At 61.2% G+C, this 17,618-nt stretch carries 17 protein-coding genes; 12 read left to right on the forward strand and 5 right to left on the reverse strand.

The window, feature by feature from the left end; all coding sequences use genetic code 11:
• A partial coding sequence (locus APH41_RS06580) for a glutamate-1-semialdehyde 2,1-aminomutase (protein ID WP_054918103.1) occupies positions 1 to 1,048 on the forward strand: 1,048 nt, incomplete at its 5' end.
• A gap of 226 nt (positions 1,049 to 1,274) precedes the next feature.
• Positions 1,275 to 1,829: a tetratricopeptide repeat protein gene (locus APH41_RS06585; protein ID WP_034126914.1), complete on the forward strand. Its 555-nt coding sequence runs from the start codon at positions 1,275 to 1,277 to the stop codon at positions 1,827 to 1,829.
• A gap of 127 nt (positions 1,830 to 1,956) precedes the next feature.
• Here APH41_RS06585 and APH41_RS06590 read toward each other — a convergent pair whose 3' ends face one another.
• Complete coding sequence (locus APH41_RS06590) at positions 1,957 to 2,283, reverse strand: DUF1820 family protein (protein ID WP_003215457.1); 327 nt, start codon at positions 2,281 to 2,283, stop codon at positions 1,957 to 1,959.
• Positions 2,284 to 2,413: 130 nt separating this feature from the next.
• Here APH41_RS06590 and miaB point away from each other — a divergent pair, with 130 nt between their 5' ends.
• The 5 genes from miaB (at position 2,414) to lnt (ending at position 7,842) form a co-directional block, all read left to right on the forward strand.
• Positions 2,414 to 3,742, forward strand: a complete 1,329-nt coding sequence (miaB, locus tag APH41_RS06595; RefSeq protein WP_014720071.1) for a tRNA (N6-isopentenyl adenosine(37)-C2)-methylthiotransferase MiaB — start codon at positions 2,414 to 2,416, stop codon at positions 3,740 to 3,742.
• A 230-nt stretch (positions 3,743 to 3,972) separates the two neighbouring features.
• A complete protein-coding gene (locus APH41_RS06600) occupies positions 3,973 to 4,977 on the forward strand; it encodes a PhoH family protein (RefSeq protein WP_019818064.1) in 1,005 nt (334 codons plus the stop codon).
• The gene (gene ybeY / locus APH41_RS06605) at positions 4,970 to 5,428 is read left to right on the forward strand and encodes an rRNA maturation RNase YbeY (RefSeq protein WP_003194442.1); all 459 of its coding nucleotides are present in this window, start codon (positions 4,970 to 4,972) and stop codon (positions 5,426 to 5,428) included. Before APH41_RS06600 ends, ybeY begins: the two co-directional genes overlap by 8 nt.
• A 42-nt stretch (positions 5,429 to 5,470) precedes the next feature.
• Positions 5,471 to 6,310, forward strand: coding sequence for an HlyC/CorC family transporter (locus tag APH41_RS06610; protein WP_003194444.1), 840 nt, complete (start codon positions 5,471 to 5,473; stop codon positions 6,308 to 6,310).
• Positions 6,311 to 6,318: 8 nt separating this feature from the next.
• Positions 6,319 to 7,842 carry an apolipoprotein N-acyltransferase gene (gene lnt / locus APH41_RS06615; protein ID WP_054918106.1) on the forward strand — a complete coding sequence of 508 codons (1,524 nt, stop codon included), beginning with the start codon at positions 6,319 to 6,321 and terminating at the stop codon, positions 7,840 to 7,842.
• 106 nt (positions 7,843 to 7,948) lie between these two features.
• On the opposite strand, the gene APH41_RS06620 is transcribed toward lnt, so the two are convergent.
• Together APH41_RS06620 and APH41_RS06625 are read right to left on the reverse strand one after the other, a co-directional pair.
• On the reverse strand, positions 7,949 to 8,710 hold the full coding sequence (locus APH41_RS06620; protein WP_054896187.1) for a YdcF family protein: 762 nt from the start codon (positions 8,708 to 8,710) through the stop codon (positions 7,949 to 7,951).
• 97 nt (positions 8,711 to 8,807) lie between these two features.
• A complete protein-coding gene (locus APH41_RS06625; protein ID WP_020301951.1) occupies positions 8,808 to 9,113 on the reverse strand; it encodes a hypothetical protein in 306 nt (101 codons plus the stop codon).
• Between the two features lie 261 nt (positions 9,114 to 9,374).
• Here APH41_RS06625 and leuS point away from each other — a divergent pair, with 261 nt between their 5' ends.
• The 5 genes from leuS to APH41_RS06650 all read left to right on the forward strand — a co-directional run bounded on the left by leuS (position 9,375) and on the right by APH41_RS06650 (position 15,475).
• A complete protein-coding gene (leuS, locus tag APH41_RS06630; RefSeq protein ID WP_034126910.1) occupies positions 9,375 to 11,981 on the forward strand; it encodes a leucine--tRNA ligase in 2,607 nt (868 codons plus the stop codon).
• 87 nt (positions 11,982 to 12,068) lie between these two features.
• Entirely contained in the window at positions 12,069 to 12,674 is a 606-nt protein-coding gene (gene lptE / locus APH41_RS06635) for an LPS assembly lipoprotein LptE (protein WP_014720078.1), read from the forward strand.
• Between the two features lie 39 nt (positions 12,675 to 12,713).
• The gene (gene holA, locus APH41_RS06640) at positions 12,714 to 13,751 is read left to right on the forward strand and encodes a DNA polymerase III subunit delta (protein ID WP_003194456.1); all 1,038 of its coding nucleotides are present in this window, start codon (positions 12,714 to 12,716) and stop codon (positions 13,749 to 13,751) included.
• Positions 13,752 to 13,923: 172 nt separating this feature from the next.
• Positions 13,924 to 14,088, forward strand: coding sequence for an alternative ribosome rescue factor ArfA (gene arfA, locus APH41_RS06645; protein WP_003176285.1), 165 nt, complete (start codon positions 13,924 to 13,926; stop codon positions 14,086 to 14,088).
• Positions 14,089 to 14,149: 61 nt separating this feature from the next.
• On the forward strand, positions 14,150 to 15,475 hold the full coding sequence (locus tag APH41_RS06650) for a lytic murein transglycosylase (protein WP_054918108.1): 1,326 nt from the start codon (positions 14,150 to 14,152) through the stop codon (positions 15,473 to 15,475).
• A gap of 115 nt (positions 15,476 to 15,590) precedes the next feature.
• Here the strand turns inward: APH41_RS06650 and APH41_RS06655 are convergent, their stop codons facing one another.
• Positions 15,591 to 16,511: an LD-carboxypeptidase gene (locus APH41_RS06655; RefSeq protein WP_054918110.1), complete on the reverse strand. Its 921-nt coding sequence runs from the start codon at positions 16,509 to 16,511 to the stop codon at positions 15,591 to 15,593.
• Positions 16,512 to 16,663: 152 nt separating this feature from the next.
• Positions 16,664 to 17,611: a lipoyl synthase gene (gene lipA / locus APH41_RS06660; protein ID WP_256220158.1), complete on the reverse strand. Its 948-nt coding sequence runs from the start codon at positions 17,609 to 17,611 to the stop codon at positions 16,664 to 16,666.
• Positions 17,612 to 17,618 lie beyond the last annotated feature (7 nt).

The raw sequence follows: 17,618 nt of genomic DNA on the forward strand, positions 1-17,618 counted from the left end.
GCAGCACGGCTTGTCCTACGGCGCCCCGACCGCGATGGAAACCGAGATGGCCGACCTGGTCTGCTCGATCGTGCCGTCGATGGAAATGGTGCGCATGGTCAGCTCCGGCACCGAAGCCACCATGAGCGCGATCCGCCTGGCCCGTGGTTTCACCGGCCGCGACAACATCATCAAATTCGAAGGCTGCTACCACGGCCACTCCGACAGCCTGCTGGTGAAAGCCGGCTCCGGCGCGCTGACCCAGGGCGTTCCCAATTCCGCTGGCGTACCTGCGGCGTTCGCCAAGCACACCCTGACCTTGCCGTTCAACGACATCGCGGCCGTCGAGCAGATGCTCAGCGAAGTCGGCCAGGACGTTGCCTGCATCATCGTCGAGCCAGTCGCCGGCAACATGAACTGCGTTCCACCGGCCCCGGGTTTCCTTGAGGGCCTGCGCGAGCAGTGCGACAAGCATGGCGTGGTGCTGATTTTTGACGAAGTGATGACCGGTTTCCGGGTCGCCCTCGGTGGCGCCCAGGCTTACTACGGCGTCACGCCAGACCTGAGCACCTTCGGCAAGATCATCGGCGGCGGCATGCCGGTAGGCTGCTTCGGCGGCAAGCGCGAGATCATGCAACACATCGCCCCGCTCGGCCCGGTATACCAGGCAGGCACCTTGTCGGGTAACCCGCTGGCCATGGCCGCCGGCCTGACCACCCTGCGCCTGATCAGCCGCCCGGGCTTCCACGCCGAGCTGACCGACTACACCACGCGCCTGCTCGACGGTCTGCAACAACGCGCCGACGCCGCCGGCATCCCGTTTGTGACCACCCAGGCCGGTGGCATGTTCGGCCTGTACTTCAGCGGCGCCGACGATATCGTCACCTTCGATGACGTGATGGGCAGCGATGCCGAGCTGTTCAAGCGCTTCTTCCACCTGATGCTCGAAGGCGGCGTATACCTGGCACCGAGCGCCTTTGAAGCCGGCTTCACTTCGATCGCCCATGGCGAAGCCGAACTGAAATTGACGCTGGATGCTGCCGAGCGCGCGTTCGCGGCCCTGAAATAAGTGACGGCAACCTCTGGCGTTGCCCCTGGCAGCGTCAGATTTGCTACTTTGCTTACAGAGAATTCCTGGTTTTTTCGAGAATTGCCCTGCAATCCGGCAGATAACTTGCCCAAGCAGCAGAAAAACGAGTAAAGACTTTGTAAGCAGAGGCCTGCTTATTTCATAATGCGCGCTTATTGGACTCCCTCGAGGGTCCGCGCGCCCCGTCAGAGGTAAGTCGATTCCCATGAAACGCACCGGCCGCACCCTGGTTCTGGGCTGCCTGTTGCTCCTTCAACCGCTACTGGCACATGCCCAGGCCGGCGGCAACTCGTTGTTAATCCCAGCGATGGGTCGTTGCACCCTCAATACCCAGCCAGAGAGCCAGGCCGAAGCCCTGAGCGCGTGCCAGAAACAGGCCGAGGAAGGGGATGCGCAAGCACAATACGAGTTGGGCGAGTACTACCACGACAGCAAGAACCCGGCCGTTGACCTCAACAAAGCGTTGAGCTACTTCGAGAAAGCCTCGTTGCAGGGCCACGCCCAGGCGCAATACCAGTTGGGCAACATGTTCTTCAAAGGCGAAGGCGTGCCGGCCAACAACGTTCAGGCGTACATCGTGCTGAAAATGGCCGCGGTCAATGGCGCCGAAGACGCACTGGACACCGCCGACGAAGTCGCCGAGCACATGCAGCGCGATGAACTGGAAGTGGCGACCCAGGTGCTAGGGCAGATTTTCCGCAACTACCTGCAGGAATTGCAGAGTGCTGATGGGCGTTCGCCGTTCTCACCCCTTCCCTGATTTTTTGTAGACCTTACATCGCTATCGCAGGCAAGCCAGCTCCCACAGTGACTGCATTCCAGCATTGAAACGCGGTCGAGTGTGGGAGCTGGCTTGCCTGCGATAGACCCCCCCTCGGTCTAAAGCCCTACTTCTCAGGCATCGGCATCGGAAACGGCATCACATTGCTCATGCCCCGAGCTTCACTGATCTTCGGCGTCCCCAAGCGCTCGACTTCATCGATGCGCACAATCGAATGCATGGGCACAAAGCTGCGCACTACCCCTTCGAACTGGGCCTTGAGCTTTTCTTCGCCCGGATCGACCACCAACTGGGTGCGCTCGCCAAAGACGAACTCTTCCACCTCCAGGAAGCCCCACAGATCACTTTGATAGATCTGCTTGGCGTACATTTCGAACACCTGGCCCTGGTTGAGGAAAATCACCTTATAGATTGGAGCTTCACGTTTGGTCATGGTGGGCGAACAACACATGGGGATATAAAAGAGGGCGCGAACTATAGCATGGCACCCGATGCACAGCGCTAGGAACCAATGGGCATGCCCCCTATAATGCGCGGTTCTTTACCACCAGTTGACGATTCCCATGGCCAAGAAGCTTTACATCGAAACCCACGGTTGCCAGATGAACGAGTACGACAGCTCGCGCATGGTCGACTTGCTGGGCGAACACCAGGCCCTGGAAGTCACTGCCCGCGCCGAAGATGCCGACGTGATCCTGCTCAATACCTGCTCGATCCGCGAGCGGGCCCAGGACCGTGTGTATTCGCAGCTGGGCCGCTGGCGCGAATTGAAACTGGCCAACCCGGACATGGTGATCGCCGTCGGCGGGTGCGTGGCCAGCCAGGAAGGCGCCGCGATCCGCGACCGCGCGCCCTACGTCGATGTGGTGTTTGGCCCACAAACCCTGCACCGTCTGCCAGAGATGATCGACGCCGCACGCATCACCAAGCTGCCGCAGGTCGACGTGTCGTTCCCCGAAATCGAAAAATTCGACCATCTGCCCGAACCGCGCATCGATGGGCCGAGCGCCTATGTGTCGGTGATGGAGGGCTGCAGCAAGTACTGCACCTTCTGCGTAGTGCCTTACACCCGTGGCGAAGAAGTCAGCCGGCCGTTTGACGATGTGCTGTCGGAAATCATCCACCTGGCTGAAAACGGCGTGCGCGAAGTGACCCTGCTGGGCCAGAACGTCAACGGCTACCGTGGCCAGACCGATGACGGCCGACTGGCCGACCTGGCGGAATTGATCCGCGTGGTCGCCGCCGTCGATGGCATTGAGCGCATCCGCTACACCACCTCGCACCCGCTGGAGTTTTCCGACAGCCTGATCCAGGCCCACGCCGAAGTACCAGAGCTGGTCAAGCACCTGCACTTGCCGGTGCAATCGGGTTCGGACCGCATTCTCTCGGCGATGAAGCGCAACCACACCGCACTGGAATACAAATCCAAACTGCGCAAACTTCGCGCCGCCGTGCCAGGCATTTGCATCAGCTCGGACTTTATCGTCGGCTTCCCGGGCGAAACCGAGAAAGACTTCCAGCAGACCATGAAGCTGATCGAAGACGTGGGTTTCGACTTCTCCTACTCGTTCGTCTACAGCCAGCGCCCTGGCACCCCGGCTGCCGACCTGCTGGATGAAACCCCGGAGGCGTTGAAAAAAGAGCGTTTGAACGCGCTGCAACATCGCCTCAATCAGCAGGGCTTCGAAATCAGCCGACAAATGGTCGGTTCGATCCAGCGCATTCTGGTGACCGATTATTCGAAGAAAGACCCGGGTGAATTGCAGGGTCGTACCGAGAACAACCGAATCGTCAACTTCCGCTGTGACAATCCCACGCTGATCGGCCAGTTTGCCGATGTGCACATTGATGCGGCGCAGCCACACTCGTTGCGTGGTTCGTTGATCAACTGATCTCGCTGACCGGATGAAGATCAAAATGTGGGAGCTGGCTTGCCTGCGATAGCGATGTATCAGTGCCCAATGTGCCAACTGACCCACCGCTATCGCAGGCAAGCCAGCTCCCACAGGGGTTCTTCAGGGTTATCGAGAGTGGGGCCAGGCTATTTAAGTGCTTTCGCACACCAGCGCCTGGCGTTATTCTCTCTCTCACCTCATCAGCCAAAGGGCGGCTAAAAGCAACCTTGAACGCACCCATAGCAGAACCCCATCGTTTTATCCTCGAGCCTTTTGAGGCTCGCCGTTTCGCCAACCTGTGCGGACAGTTCGACGAGCACCTGCGCCTGATCGAACAACGCCTGAGCATCGAGATCCGCAACCGCGGCAATCAGTTCGAGCTCATTGGTGAACCCCAACACACCACGTCTGCAGAAAACCTGCTGCGCCGTCTCTACCGCGAAACCAAGGGTAGCGAGCTGTCGCCGGAGACCGTGCACCTGTACCTGCAGGAGTCGGCTGTGGAAGACCTGGCCAATAACCCGGTGGCCGAAGCCAGCGTGGCCTTGCGTACCAAAAAAGGCATGATTCGCCCACGCGGCTTGAATCAGCAGAAGTACGTCAAGGAAATCCTGGGCAACGACATCAACTTCGGCATCGGCCCGGCCGGTACCGGCAAGACCTACCTCGCAGTGGCCTGCGCCGTCGACGCCCTGGAGCGCGAGCAAGTGCGGCGTATCCTGCTGGTGCGCCCAGCGGTCGAGGCCGGCGAAAAGCTCGGTTTCCTGCCCGGCGACCTGGCCCAGAAGATCGACCCGTACCTGCGCCCGCTCTACGATGCGCTGTACGAGATGCTCGGTTTTGAATACGTGGCCAAGCTGATCGAGCGCCAGGTGATCGAGATCGCCCCGCTGGCCTACATGCGTGGCCGTACGCTCAACAACAGCTTCATCATTCTCGACGAAAGCCAGAACACCACCGTCGAGCAAATGAAGATGTTCCTCACCCGTATCGGTTTCGGCTCCACTGCCGTGATCACGGGCGACATCACCCAGGTCGACCTGCCCAAGGGCACCAAGTCGGGCCTGGGCCAAGTGATCGAGGTGCTCAAGGACGTGCCGGGTATCAGCTTCACGCACTTCATGCCCAAGGACGTGGTGCGCCACCCGCTGGTGCAGCGCATTGTCGAAGCCTATGAGCGTTTCGAACACCGCGACGACGCGCCCGCCAAGGACGCTCGCCACGATGCTTGAGCTAGACCTGCAACTGGCCACCGACGCGCCCGCCCCCAGCGAAGCCCAGTTCCGCCAATGGTGTGAACTGGCTTTGCGCCAGCGCACCGCTGACTCGGAGCTGACCATTCGTCTGGTGGACGAGGCCGAAGGCCGTGAGCTGAACCACACCTGGCGCCAGAAAGACTACGCGACCAACGTGCTGTCCTTCCCCGCCGACGTGCCCGACGAATTGCTGGATATCCCGCTGTTGGGCGACCTGGTGATCTGCGTCGCGGTGGTCGAGCGAGAAGCGGCGGAACAAGGCAAGGAACTTGAGGCCCATTGGGCCCATCTAGTCATCCACGGCTGCTTGCATCTCTTGGGTTACGACCATATAGACGATGACGAAGCCGAGGAAATGGAAGCACTGGAACGAACGTTGCTTGCAGAACTGGGTCACCGCGACCCATATGCAGACGACGAAAGCTGATCAACACTCAACTGTCATATCAAAGGATTTAGAGTAATCGCTATGAGCGAAGACCGATCGAGCAACGGGCAGAAGTCATGGCTGGGTAAACTGACCCAGGCTTTTGCCCACGAGCCGAAAAACCGCCAGGAGCTCTTGGAGCTGCTGCGCGATGCACACCAGAACAAGTTGCTGGACAGCGAAGCGCTGGCCATCGTCGAGGGCGCCATCCAGGTGGCTGACCTGCAAGTACGTGACATCATGGTCCCGCGCTCGCAGATGATCAGCATCAAGGCGACCCAGACCCCACGGGAATTCCTCCCGGCCGTGATCGACTCGGCGCATTCGCGCTACCCGGTGATCGGTGAAAGCCATGACGACGTCATGGGTGTCCTGCTGGCCAAGGACCTGCTGCCGTTGATCCTCAAGGAGAATGGCGACAGCTTCAACATCAAGGACCTGCTGCGCCCGGCCACCTTCGTGCCCGAGTCCAAGCGCCTGAATGTGCTGCTGCGCGAGTTCCGCGCCAACCACAATCACATGGCCATTGTGATTGACGAATACGGCGGCGTGGCCGGCCTGGTCACCATCGAGGACGTGCTGGAGCAGATCGTCGGCGACATCGAAGACGAGCACGACGTCGAAGAAGACAGCTACATCAAGCCGCTGCCCAGCGGTGACTTCCTGATCAAGGCACTGACGCCCATCGAAAACTTCAACGAGTTCTTCGACAGCGAGTTTTCGGACGATGAGTTCGACACCGTCGGCGGCCTGGTGATGAGTGCGTTCGGGCACCTGCCCAAGCGTAATGAAACCACCGAGATCGGCGCCTATCGCTTCCGCATCCTCAATGCTGATAGCCGTCGTATCCATCTGATCCGTTTGACACCCATCGCCCGCTAAGGACTGACATGCGCCGTCTCACCTCACCCGGCTGGCCCGGTAACTTGCTGGCCGTGGTGGCCGGCGCCATCACAACCCTGGCGCTGGCGCCGTTCGATATCTGGCCGTTGGCGCTGGTAGCGGTCGGCCTGTTCTATATCGGCCTGCGGGAGCTGACACCCCGCCAGGCCCTGGGCCGTGGCTGGTGTTTCGGCTTCGGCCTGTTTGGTGCCGGCACCAGTTGGATCTACTACAGCATCCACCACTTCGGCGGCGCTTCGGTGCTGCTGGCGGGGTTCCTGATGCTGCTGTTCACCGCCGCCATCGCCTGGTTCTTTGCCCTGCCCGCCTGGCTATGGACGCGCTGGTTGCGCCGTAACGAAGCACCACTGGCGGATGCATTGACGTTCGCCGCGTTGTGGGTCGGCCAGGAAGCCTTTCGTGGCTGGTTCCTTACCGGTTTCCCGTGGTTGTACTCCGGTTACAGTCAACTCGATGGGCCGTTGACCGGCCTCGCGCCATTGGGTGGGATGTGGCTGATTTCCTTCGCCCTCGCGCTCACTGCCGCATTGCTGTGCAACCTGCCGCGCCTGCTGGCCAGCAAGCGCAATGCCTTCATCGGCGCGGGCCTGTTATTGCTGGTTGCGCCCTGGGCGATTGGCCTGGCACTCAAGCATCACGCCTGGACATCGCCGTCTGGTGCGCCCCTGAGCGTGGCTGCGATTCAGGGCAACGTCGAGCAAAGCATGAAGTGGGACCCGGACCAGCTCAATGCACAGTTGGCGCTGTACCGCGACATGAGCCTGAGTTCCAAGCGCGTCGACCTGCTGGTCTGGCCGGAAACTGCCGTGCCGGTGCTCAAGGAGTCCGTGGAGGGCTACCTGGGCATGATGGGCAAGTTTGCCGCCGACCGGGACAGCGCATTGATCACTGGGGTACCGATTCGCCAGGAAGTGCACCACCAGAAGCGCTACTTCAACGGCATCACCGTGGTCGGCGAAGGCGACGGCACCTACCTCAAGCAAAAACTGGTGCCGTTTGGCGAGTACGTTCCGCTGCAGGACATGCTGCGCGGGCTGATTGCCTTCTTCGACCTGCCCATGTCGGACTTCGCCCGCGGCCCTTCTGACCAGGCCATGCTGCAGGCCAAGGGTTATCAGATTGCGCCGTTCATTTGCTATGAAGTGGTGTACCCCGAATTCGCCGCCGGCCTGTCGGCCCAGAGCGACCTGCTGCTGACTATCAGCAACGACACCTGGTTCGGCCGCTCCATCGGCCCGCTGCAGCACCTGCAAATGGCGCAAATGCGTGCGCTGGAGGCTGGCCGCTGGATGATCCGCGCCACCAACAACGGCGTGACCGGGCTGATCAACCCGTTTGGGCAGATCACCGCGCAGATCCCGCAGTTCGAGCGTGGCATTCTCTATGGGGAGGTGGTGCCGATGCATAACCTCACGCCGTACCTGCAATGGCGTTCGTGGCCGTTGATCATTGTGTGTGTGCTGCTCTTTGGCTGGGCGCTGTTGGCGGCTCGGATGGCCAAAACGGTCTGACCTGTGGGAGCTGGCTGCGATGGCGGTGTATCAGTGCCCTGAGTGCTCACTGACCCACCGCCATCGCAGGCAAGCCAGCTCCTACATTTGATCTCCTGTGTTGCACCTATCGGTAGAACAATCGATACCCCACCTGCCCCACCACTTCATTGATCAACTGCCCGCTTTGCCACACCGCCTTGACCTCCGGCATCCAGCCACCCAGCGGTCGGCCATGGTCGACACCCAAAAAGCCCACCGGCCCCGGCACCACGGTGAAGCCGGCCTTTTCAAAACTCCACACCGAACGCGGCATGTGCCAGGCCTGGGTCACTACCACTACACGCTTGATGCCTTGCGGCAACAAAATCTCGGCGCTCATCTGGGCGTTTTCCCAGGTAGTACGGCTGCGCTCTTCTTTCCAGCGCACGGTGACACCGAAGTCATCCTGCATCGACACGGCCATCAGCTCGGCCTCACTGGGCGGCGTGCCGTAGTGCAAGCCGCCGCTGGTCAGCACTGGCAAACCGGATGCCTTGGCCAGCCGCGCGGCAAAACGCTCACGTTCCAGGCCAATACCGGTGGGCTGGTCGCTGCCCCACGCAATATCTCCACGCTCGCGCCCCGAGCCCAGCACCACAATCGCATCGGCACGCTGGGCCAGGGTGGCCCAGTCTTCCCGGGCCAAAGGCGGCTCTGTCTCCAGGGCACGGGCGCCCCATTGCACCATCACTGGCAGGCTGATCAACCACATTCCGCCCAGCCCCAGGGCAAAGCACAAGCCCGCCAGGCGCGGACGGCTGCGGCGAAACCACCAGGCACACGCCAACAACAGCAGAAAAATACCGGGCGGCAACAACAGTTGTTTAATGAAATAACGAAAAGGCATCGGGCATCTCCAAAGATGCCCGAAGCCTAGATGCATCGGGGTTTTGCAACAATCCTTACCGACAACATTTTGATAACGCTAACGGATAACGCGGGGCTCACTTGCACCGCACGGAGCGGAAGTTCTCTGGCCCGCGGCCGGTCGCCAGGTCTTTGAGCCAGATGACCTTGGCCGAATGAGCAGGCGGGGAAGCCTGCCCATGGGAGGCGCGGTCGTGATTCAACGCCAGATAGTTCTTGATCAATTCAAGCTCCGCCTGACTCAAGCCTCGCAACTCCAGCTCCAGAGGCCGTTCATCACGCAATCGGCCTGCGGTTCTTGCGGCGTCCAATGCCCGACCCAAACGGTCGATCAATCCTTCATACAACTGCGGTTTCGTTAAAGTTCGCTGCGATTCAACCATCCCCTCACCTCATTGAAGAAATACTTGCTCCCCACTAAACAGCGTAGCCCCCGTTGCTGCGCCTGCCCGGTGCCGCGACAGACGGCCCTTGGCGCGCAATCAGGGTTTCCCTCGATAGAGTGGGGTCATGTATGCTACGGCGCTTCCTGTAACTCCACTTCCCGCAGGGTTTGGGCACGGACGCGCCGCTTCTTGGTGTCGAACAACCCGGACAGTGCACCGAAGAGGATTAGGCCACCCCTATCCAGTTCAAAAGTAGCCATGCACGAACAATATCAGCCCCGTGAAATAGAAAATGCCGCCCAAACCTTCTGGGACGAGCAAAAGTCCTTTGAAGTCAGTGAACAGCCAGGCAAGGAGACTTACTACTGCCTATCGATGTTCCCTTACCCCAGCGGCAAGCTACACATGGGGCACGTGCGCAACTACACCATCGGCGACGTGATTTCGCGCTACCAGCGCATGCTCGGCAAGAACGTGCTGCAACCCATGGGTTGGGACGCCTTCGGCATGCCGGCAGAAAACGCCGCGATGAAAAACAACGTGGCGCCCGCCAAGTGGACCTACGAAAACATCGCCTACATGAAGACCCAGTTGCGCAGCCTGGGCCTGGCGGTGGACTGGTCCCGCGAGGTCACCACCTGCAAGCCGGATTACTACCGCTGGGAACAATGGCTGTTCACGCGCCTGTTCGAAAAAGGTGTGATCTACAAAAAAAGCGGCACCGTGAACTGGGACCCGATCGACCAGACCGTACTGGCCAACGAACAGGTCATCGACGGTCGCGGCTGGCGTTCCGGCGCGCTGATCGAAAAGCGCGAAATCCCGATGTACTACTTCAAGATCACCGCCTACGCGGATGAACTGTTGTCGAGCCTTGACGATCTGCCGGGCTGGCCTGAACAGGTCAAGACCATGCAGCGCAACTGGATCGGCAAATCCAAGGGCATGGAAGTGCAGTTCCCGTACAACGTCGACTCCATCGGCGAAGCCGGCGCACTCAAGGTGTTCACCACCCGCCCCGACACCCTGATGGGCGCGACCTACGTCGCCGTGGCCGCCGAACACCCGCTGGCCACCCAGGCCGCACAGAACAACCCTGAGCTGCAGGCGTTCATCGCTGAATGCAAAGGCGGCAGCGTGGCCGAAGCCGATGTCGCCACCCAGGAGAAAAAAGGCCTGCCGACCGGCCTGTTCGTCGAGCACCCGTTGACCGGCGAGAAACTGCCGGTTTGGGTCGCCAACTACGTATTGATGCACTACGGCGATGGCGCCGTCATGGCCGTGCCGGCCCACGACGAGCGCGATTTCGAATTCGCCACCAAGTACAGCCTGCCTATCAAGTCGGTCGTGCGCACTAGCTCGGGTGATACCAACCCCGCTCCGTGGCAAGACGCCTACGGCGAGCACGGCACGCTGATCAACTCCGGCGAATTCGACGGCCTGGACTTCCAGGGCGCGTTCGACGCCATGGAAGTAGCCCTGATCAAGAAAAACCTCGGTGCCTCGCGCACCCAGTTCCGTCTGCGTGACTGGGGCATCAGCCGCCAGCGCTACTGGGGTTGCCCGATCCCGATCATCCACTGCCAAGCCTGCGGTGACGTGCCGGTACCGGAAGACCAACTGCCGGTCGTGCTGCCAGAAGACGTGGTGCCGGATGGTGCTGGCTCGCCGTTGGCGCGCATGCCCGAGTTCTACGAGTGCAGCTGCCCTAAATGCGGCGCGCCGGCCAAGCGTGAAACCGACACCATGGACACCTTCGTCGAGTCCTCGTGGTATTACGCTCGTTATGCCTCGCCGCACTATGAAGGCGGCCTGGTGGAGAAATCCGCAGCCGACCATTGGTTGCCAGTGGATCAGTACATCGGTGGCATCGAACACGCCATCCTCCACCTGCTGTACGCGCGCTTCTTCCACAAGCTGATGCGTGACGAAGGCCTGGTGAGCTCCGATGAGCCATTCAAGAACCTGCTGACCCAGGGCATGGTGATCGCCGACACTTACTATCGCCGCGAAGCCAATGGCGCCTACACCTGGTTCAACCCGGCGGATGTCGAGCTTGAGCGTGACAGCAAGGCCAAGGTCATCAGCGCGAAGCTGAAAGCCGACGGCCTGCCGGTGGAAATCGGTGGCACCGAGAAGATGGCCAAGTCCAAGAACAACGGCGTCGACCCACAGTCGATGATCGATCAGTTCGGCGCCGACACCTGCCGCCTGTTCATGATGTTCGCCTCGCCGCCTGACATGAGCGCCGAATGGTCCGACTCGGGCGTCGAAGGCTCGCACCGTTTCCTCAAGCGTGTCTGGCGCCTGGCCCACGCTCATGTCAGCCAGGGCCTGCCGGGCAAGCTGGATATCGGCGCGTTGAACGACGAGCAGAAAGCCGTTCGCCGCAGCATCCACCTGGCTATCCGCCAGGCCAGCCAGGACGTTGGGCAGAACCACAAATTCAACACCGCCATCGCCCAGGTGATGACGCTGATGAACGTGCTGGAAAAAGCCTCGCAGGCGACCGAACAAGACCGTGCGCTGATCCAGGAAGGCCTGGAAACAGTTACCCTGTTGCTCGCGCCGATCACGCCGCACATCAGCCATGAACTGTGGAGCCGTCTGGGCCACAGCGGTGCCGTCATCGATGCCGCCTGGCCGGTGCAGGATGACAGCGCCCTGGTACAGGACACGCTGCAACTGGTCATCCAGGTTAACGGTAAACTGCGTGGCCAGATCGACATGCCGGCCAGCGCCAGCCGTGAAGAGGTTGAAGCAGCTGCACGTATCAATGAGAACGTGCTGCGCTTTACCGAAGGCCTGACCATCCGCAAGGTGATCGTGGTGCCCGGCAAACTGGTCAATATCGTCGCCAGCTAAATCGGATCGGGCGCGGGGCTTGGCCCCGCGCCGAACTAAACCTTTAGGGCCCGATAAGGCCCACCTGGTTTCAAGGGGAGCAACAAAATGATCAAACGCAATCTGCTGGTTATGGGCCTTGCCGTGCTGTTGAGCGCTTGCGGCTTCCAGCTGCGCGGCACCGGCACCAATGAGCTGTCGCTCAAGGAACTCGACGTCAGCGCCCGCAACGCCTACGGCGAAACCGTCACCCAGCTGCGCCAGACCCTGGAAAACAGCGGTGTGCACGTGTACAACGGCGCAACCTACAAACTGATCCTGACGGATGAGCGAGAAACCCAGCGCAATATCAGCTACGCCAGTGCTGGCCGTGCGTCCGACGTCGAGTTGAACACAGCGCTGATGTTCGAAATACAAGGCCGTGATCAGTTGCCGTTGATGGGTGACAAGATCCAGGTGCAGAAAGTGGTGAGCCACGATGGCAACAACCTGGTGGGTTCGGACTCCGAGACCATCCAGGTGCGCAAGGAAATGCGTCGTGAGCTGATCCAGCGCATGATGACTCGCCTGCAAATGCTCACCCCGGAAAAACTGGCTGAGCTGCAGCAAGTGGCCGACAACAAGGCCAAGGCTGACGCCGACGCCCTGAAAGCCGCGCAGGAATATGAAGACAACACACCGAAACAGTCGCCTGTTGAAGTCCCTGTCGAGTAAGCCAGACGGGGCGCCCCTGGCGCCCCGTTCGCCCCGCCTATGAAACTTGCCCCCGCCCAACTCGCCAAGCACCTGCAAGGTGGCCTTGCGCCTGTCTATATCGTCAGCGGTGATGACCCGCTGCTGTGCCAGGAAGCGGCCGACGCTATTCGCACCGCCGCACGCCAACAAGGCTTCGATGAACGCCAGGTCTTCAGTGCCGACGCCAGTTTCGACTGGGGCACGCTGCTGCAAGCTGGCGCGAGCATGTCGCTGTTTGCCGAGAAACGCCTGCTGGAACTGCGCCTGCCCTCGGGCAAGCCGGGCGATAAAGGCGCGGCGGCGTTGATGGAATACTGCTCGCGCCCCGCCGAAGACACCGTGTTGCTGGTCAGCCTGCCCAAGCTCGACGGCAGCGCGCAGAAAACCAAGTGGGGCAAGGCTCTGGTTGAAGGTCCACAGACTCAGTTCATCCAGATCTGGCCGGTGGACAGCAACCAGTTGCCGCAGTGGATTCGTCAGCGCCTGTCTCAATCAGGTCTCGCTGCGACACAGGATGCCGTGGAGCTGATCGCCGCTCGGGTCGAGGGCAACCTGCTTGCCGCCGCCCAGGAGATCGAAAAGCTCAAGCTGATGGCCGAAGACGGGCAGATCACCGTCGAAACCGTGCAAGGCGCAGTGGCCGATAGCGCGCGCTTTGATGTGTTCGGCCTGGTGGACGCCATCCTCAACGGCGAGCCCGCCCACGCCCTGCGCATGCTTGAAGGCCTGCGCGGCGAAGGGGTGGAACCCCCGGTGATTCTCTGGGCCCTGGCCCGTGAGCTGCGCGTGTTGGCGAACATTGCGCTGCAATACAGCCAGGGCACACCGCTGGACAAATGCTTCAGCCAGGCCCGGCCACCGGTGTGGGACAAGCGCAAACCCCTGATGAGCAAAGCCCTGCAACGGCACTCGGCGCAACGCTGGGCGCAACTGTTGCTGGAAGCGCAGCGCATCGATGCACAGATCAAAGGCCAGGCGGCCGGCTCGCCGTGGATGAGCCTGAGCCGTCTGTCGCTGTTGATGGCCGGCCAGCGCCTGGCGTTGCCTGCCGAATAACCACCTCTGTACAACGGCACAAAACCCTGTGGGAGCTGGCTTGCCAGCTCCCACATTGACTCTGCCCACTGCCTATTTGCAACATTTCCCACCTATCGACGGGCTTTACAGCCGGCCCACTTCGGCAGATGATTTGCACCGCTGCATTCCACCCCAAGCGAGAGAATCCACCATGAGCAAAAAGCCATCCAAGCATGGCCCCAACAAGGCCAAATCCATCATCGCCCAGCCACTGTTCCGCAGCCGTCAGGAACGCGCCGGCAAGGGCAAAGGCAGCTACCGCCGCGAAGCCTTCCAGTCTAATAGCTGGGAGGCTTCTTACTTTCTGGCTGCCTGAAGGCAAGCGCCCCTCTGGCATGATAAGGTCTGTACCTGATTTGTAACCCCTGGACCTGTGCATGCCCTCTCGTCTTTCTCGTCATTGGCACCTGCGCCAATTGATCGCTGCCTCCAGCCTCATTCTGCTCGTCGCCTGCGCCGAAAAACCTACCGCTGCGGACGCTCAACCCCTGCCCAAGCTCCAGACGGCCCCGGCTATCGCGCCTGCCGTGGTGGCCCCGTTGGCGGTGGACAATCTCGATATCCAGCCGACCCAGACCTTTGCCGAATGGCAAGCTGGCTTCCGTGCGCAAGCGCTGCAGGCCGGGATCACTGCGGCCGTGTTCGATAACGCTTTTGCCGGCGTCACACCTGATATGGCGGTGATTCGCGCCGACCGCAGCCAACCCGAATTTTCCCGCCCAGTGTGGGAATACCTCGACGGTGCACTGTCGCCGGTGCGCGTGCGCAATGGCCAGGCACTGCTGGTCAAGTACGCCGATATTCTGCAAAGCATCGAGCAACGCTATGGCGTCGACCGCCAGGCGCTGGTCTCGGTGTGGGGCATGGAGAGCAACTTCGGCGCTTTCCAGGGCAATAACTCGGTGATCCGCTCCCTGGCCACCCTGGCCTATGAAGGACGTCGTCCGGCCTTTGCGCAAGCGCAGTTGCTGGCAGCGCTGCAGATCATCCAGCATGGCGATATTCAGGCCGACCAGATGAAAGGTTCCTGGGCCGGGGCGATGGGCCAGACCCAGTTCATCCCGACCACCTACAACACCCATGCCGTGGACTTCGACGGTGACGGTCGCCGCGATATCTGGAACAGCCCGTCCGACGCCCTCGCCTCCACCGCGCATTACCTGCAAAGCTCCGGCTGGCAGAAAGGCCAGCCATGGGGCGTTGAAGTGCAGCCGCTGCCGTCTGGCTTCGACTACAGCCTGGCCGATGGCGGCGTGCGCAAGACCGTGGCGCAATGGCTGCAACTGGGCATCCAACTTCCCCCTGGCGTGAGCCTGCCGGTCAATGTCGACCAGTTGTCCGCCGCCCTGCTGTTACCGGCCGGCTACCGTGGCCCGGCATTCCTGGTATTGGATAACTTCCGCGCGATCCTCAAGTACAACAATTCGTCGTCCTATGCACTGGCGGTTGGCTTGCTGTCGGAGCGATTTGGCGGCGGCGGTGTGATTCGGGGCAGTTGGCCAAAAGATGAGCTGCCACTGAGCCGTTCGCAACGCATTGACCTGCAGACGGCACTCAGCGCCAAAGGGTATGACGCGGGTAATGCCGACGGGATTATTGGCGCCAACACGCGCAAGGCGATTCGGGCTGCACAGCAGGCGCTGGGCTGGCCGGCGGATGGGTATCCGACGGTGAAATTGCTGGAATCGCTGCAGAACCGCTGAAGTGATCGCTCCCACGCTCTGCGTGGGAGTGCTGCCTTGGACGCTCCGCGTCCGCGGCTGAAGAGGGTGACGCAGAGCGTCACTGGAGGAATTCCCACGCAGAGCGTGGGAACGATCAGGCCTTGAACACTACATCCTGCTCCAACACCACCCGCTGCTCCCCCGCATCCAGGCGCACCAAGGCGCCCATCGGCAATGTCAGGTTCGGGTCGCAATGCCCACTGCGCCAGCCTGCCAGCACTGGAATGCACAGCGGCTCAAAGGTCTGCTTCAGCAGATGCGCCAACGCCGCGCTATCCACACCGGCCACATCCCCTACCAGCACACCGGCGACCTGGGCCAGCTTGCCAGCCAATCGCAGGTGAGTCAGCAATCGGTCGATGCGATAGAGCGGTTCGTTGACGTCTTCGATAAACAGGATGATGCCATCAGCGTCTATTTCGTAAGGCGTGCCCATGACCGCGGCGATCATCGACAAGTTACCGCCCAGCAAACGCCCACAAGCCACACCTGGCTCGATTGTGGTCAGCGGGTAGGCCATCGGGTGCGGCAGCACACTGCCGGCGCCCCGTTGGCCACGCAGCAGGCTGAACAAGGAGGATTCGGTGGGCGGCTGTTTGCCACCGAGCAGGTCGGCATTGAGCATGGGCCCGTGGAACGTCACGAAGCCGGCATAGCGGTTGATGGCCAGGTGCAAGGCGGTGATATCGCTATAGCCCACAAATGGCTTGGGGTTGGCGCGCAGCAGGTCGAAGTCCAGTGCATCGAGCAAACGGGGCGTGCCATAGCCGCCACGCAGGCAGAGGATGGCATCGATGTCGGGGTTGGCGAAGGCGGCATGCAAATCGCGCAGGCGCACTTCATCGCTACCGGCCAGGTAGCCGTCGCGCTCGTACACACCGGGGAAAATGTGCAGGTCGTAGCCACGGGCACGCATCCATTGCCGGGCTTTTTCAACATCCAGCGCGGCGGGACCGGCGGGGGCGATCATGCCGAGGGTGCCTTCGGGGCGCAGTGCAGGTACGGCGGCGGTCATCCATGGTTCTCCCTATATGACGCAGAACGAAATGTGGGAGCTGGCTCGCCTGCGATGCAAGCGCCTCGGTGTATCAGTGACACCGAGGTGATGCTATCGCAGGCAAGCCAGCTCCCACACAAGCCCGCATTTCACATTGATTCTGGAGCGGCTTACGAAACCAGGCTCGCCTTGACCAGCTTGGCCTGCTCATCGGCGTGGTACGAAGACCGCACCAACGGGCCCGAGGCCACGTTCTTGAAGCCCATCTTGTAGCCTTCCTCGGCGAACCAGGCGAAGGTGTCCGGGTGCACGAAGCGCTGCACCGGCAAGTGGCTGCGGGACGGTTGCAGGTACTGGCCCAGGGTCAGCATGTCGATGTCGTGTTCGCGCATGCGCTTCATGACTTCGATGACTTCTTCGTCGGTTTCACCCAGGCCCAGCATCAAGCCGGACTTGGTCGGGATGTGCGGCATCATCTGCTTGAATTTCTGCAGCAGGGTCAGCGACCACTGGTAGTCCGAACCCGGGCGCGCCGCCTTGTACAGGCGCGGCACGGTTTCCAGGTTATGGTTGAACACATCCGGCGGCTCGGCAGCGGTGATTTCCAGGGCGACGTCCATACGGCCACGGTAGTCCGGCACCAGGGTTTCAAGCATCACGTTCGGCGACAGCTTGCGGATCTCGCGGATGCAGTCGGCAAAGTGCTGGGCACCACCGTCACGCAGGTCGTCGCGGTCTACCGAGGTGATCACCACATACTTGAGCTTCAGGTCGGCGATGGCGATGGCCAGGCTTTCTGGCTCATTGACGTCCAACGGCTTCGGACGGCCGTGGCCGACGTCGCAGAACGGGCAGCGACGGGTGCAGATGTCACCCATGATCATGAACGTGGCGGTGCCGCCAGAGAAGCACTCGCCCAGGTTCGGGCAGGAGGCTTCTTCGCATACGCTGTGCAACTTGTGTTTGCGCAGCAGCGACTTGATACGGTCGACTTCCGGCGAAACCGGGATGCGCACGCGAATCCAGTCAGGTTTCTTCGGCAGTTCGGTGGTCGGGATGATCTTGACCGGGATGCGTGCAACCTTCTCGGCGCCGCGCAGCTTGACGCCGGCTTCCACCTTGGCA

The sequence above is a fragment of the Pseudomonas sp. NBRC 111138 genome, from assembly GCF_001320835.1.
In the GTDB taxonomy this organism is placed as follows: domain Bacteria; phylum Pseudomonadota; class Gammaproteobacteria; order Pseudomonadales; family Pseudomonadaceae; genus Aquipseudomonas; species Aquipseudomonas paracarnis.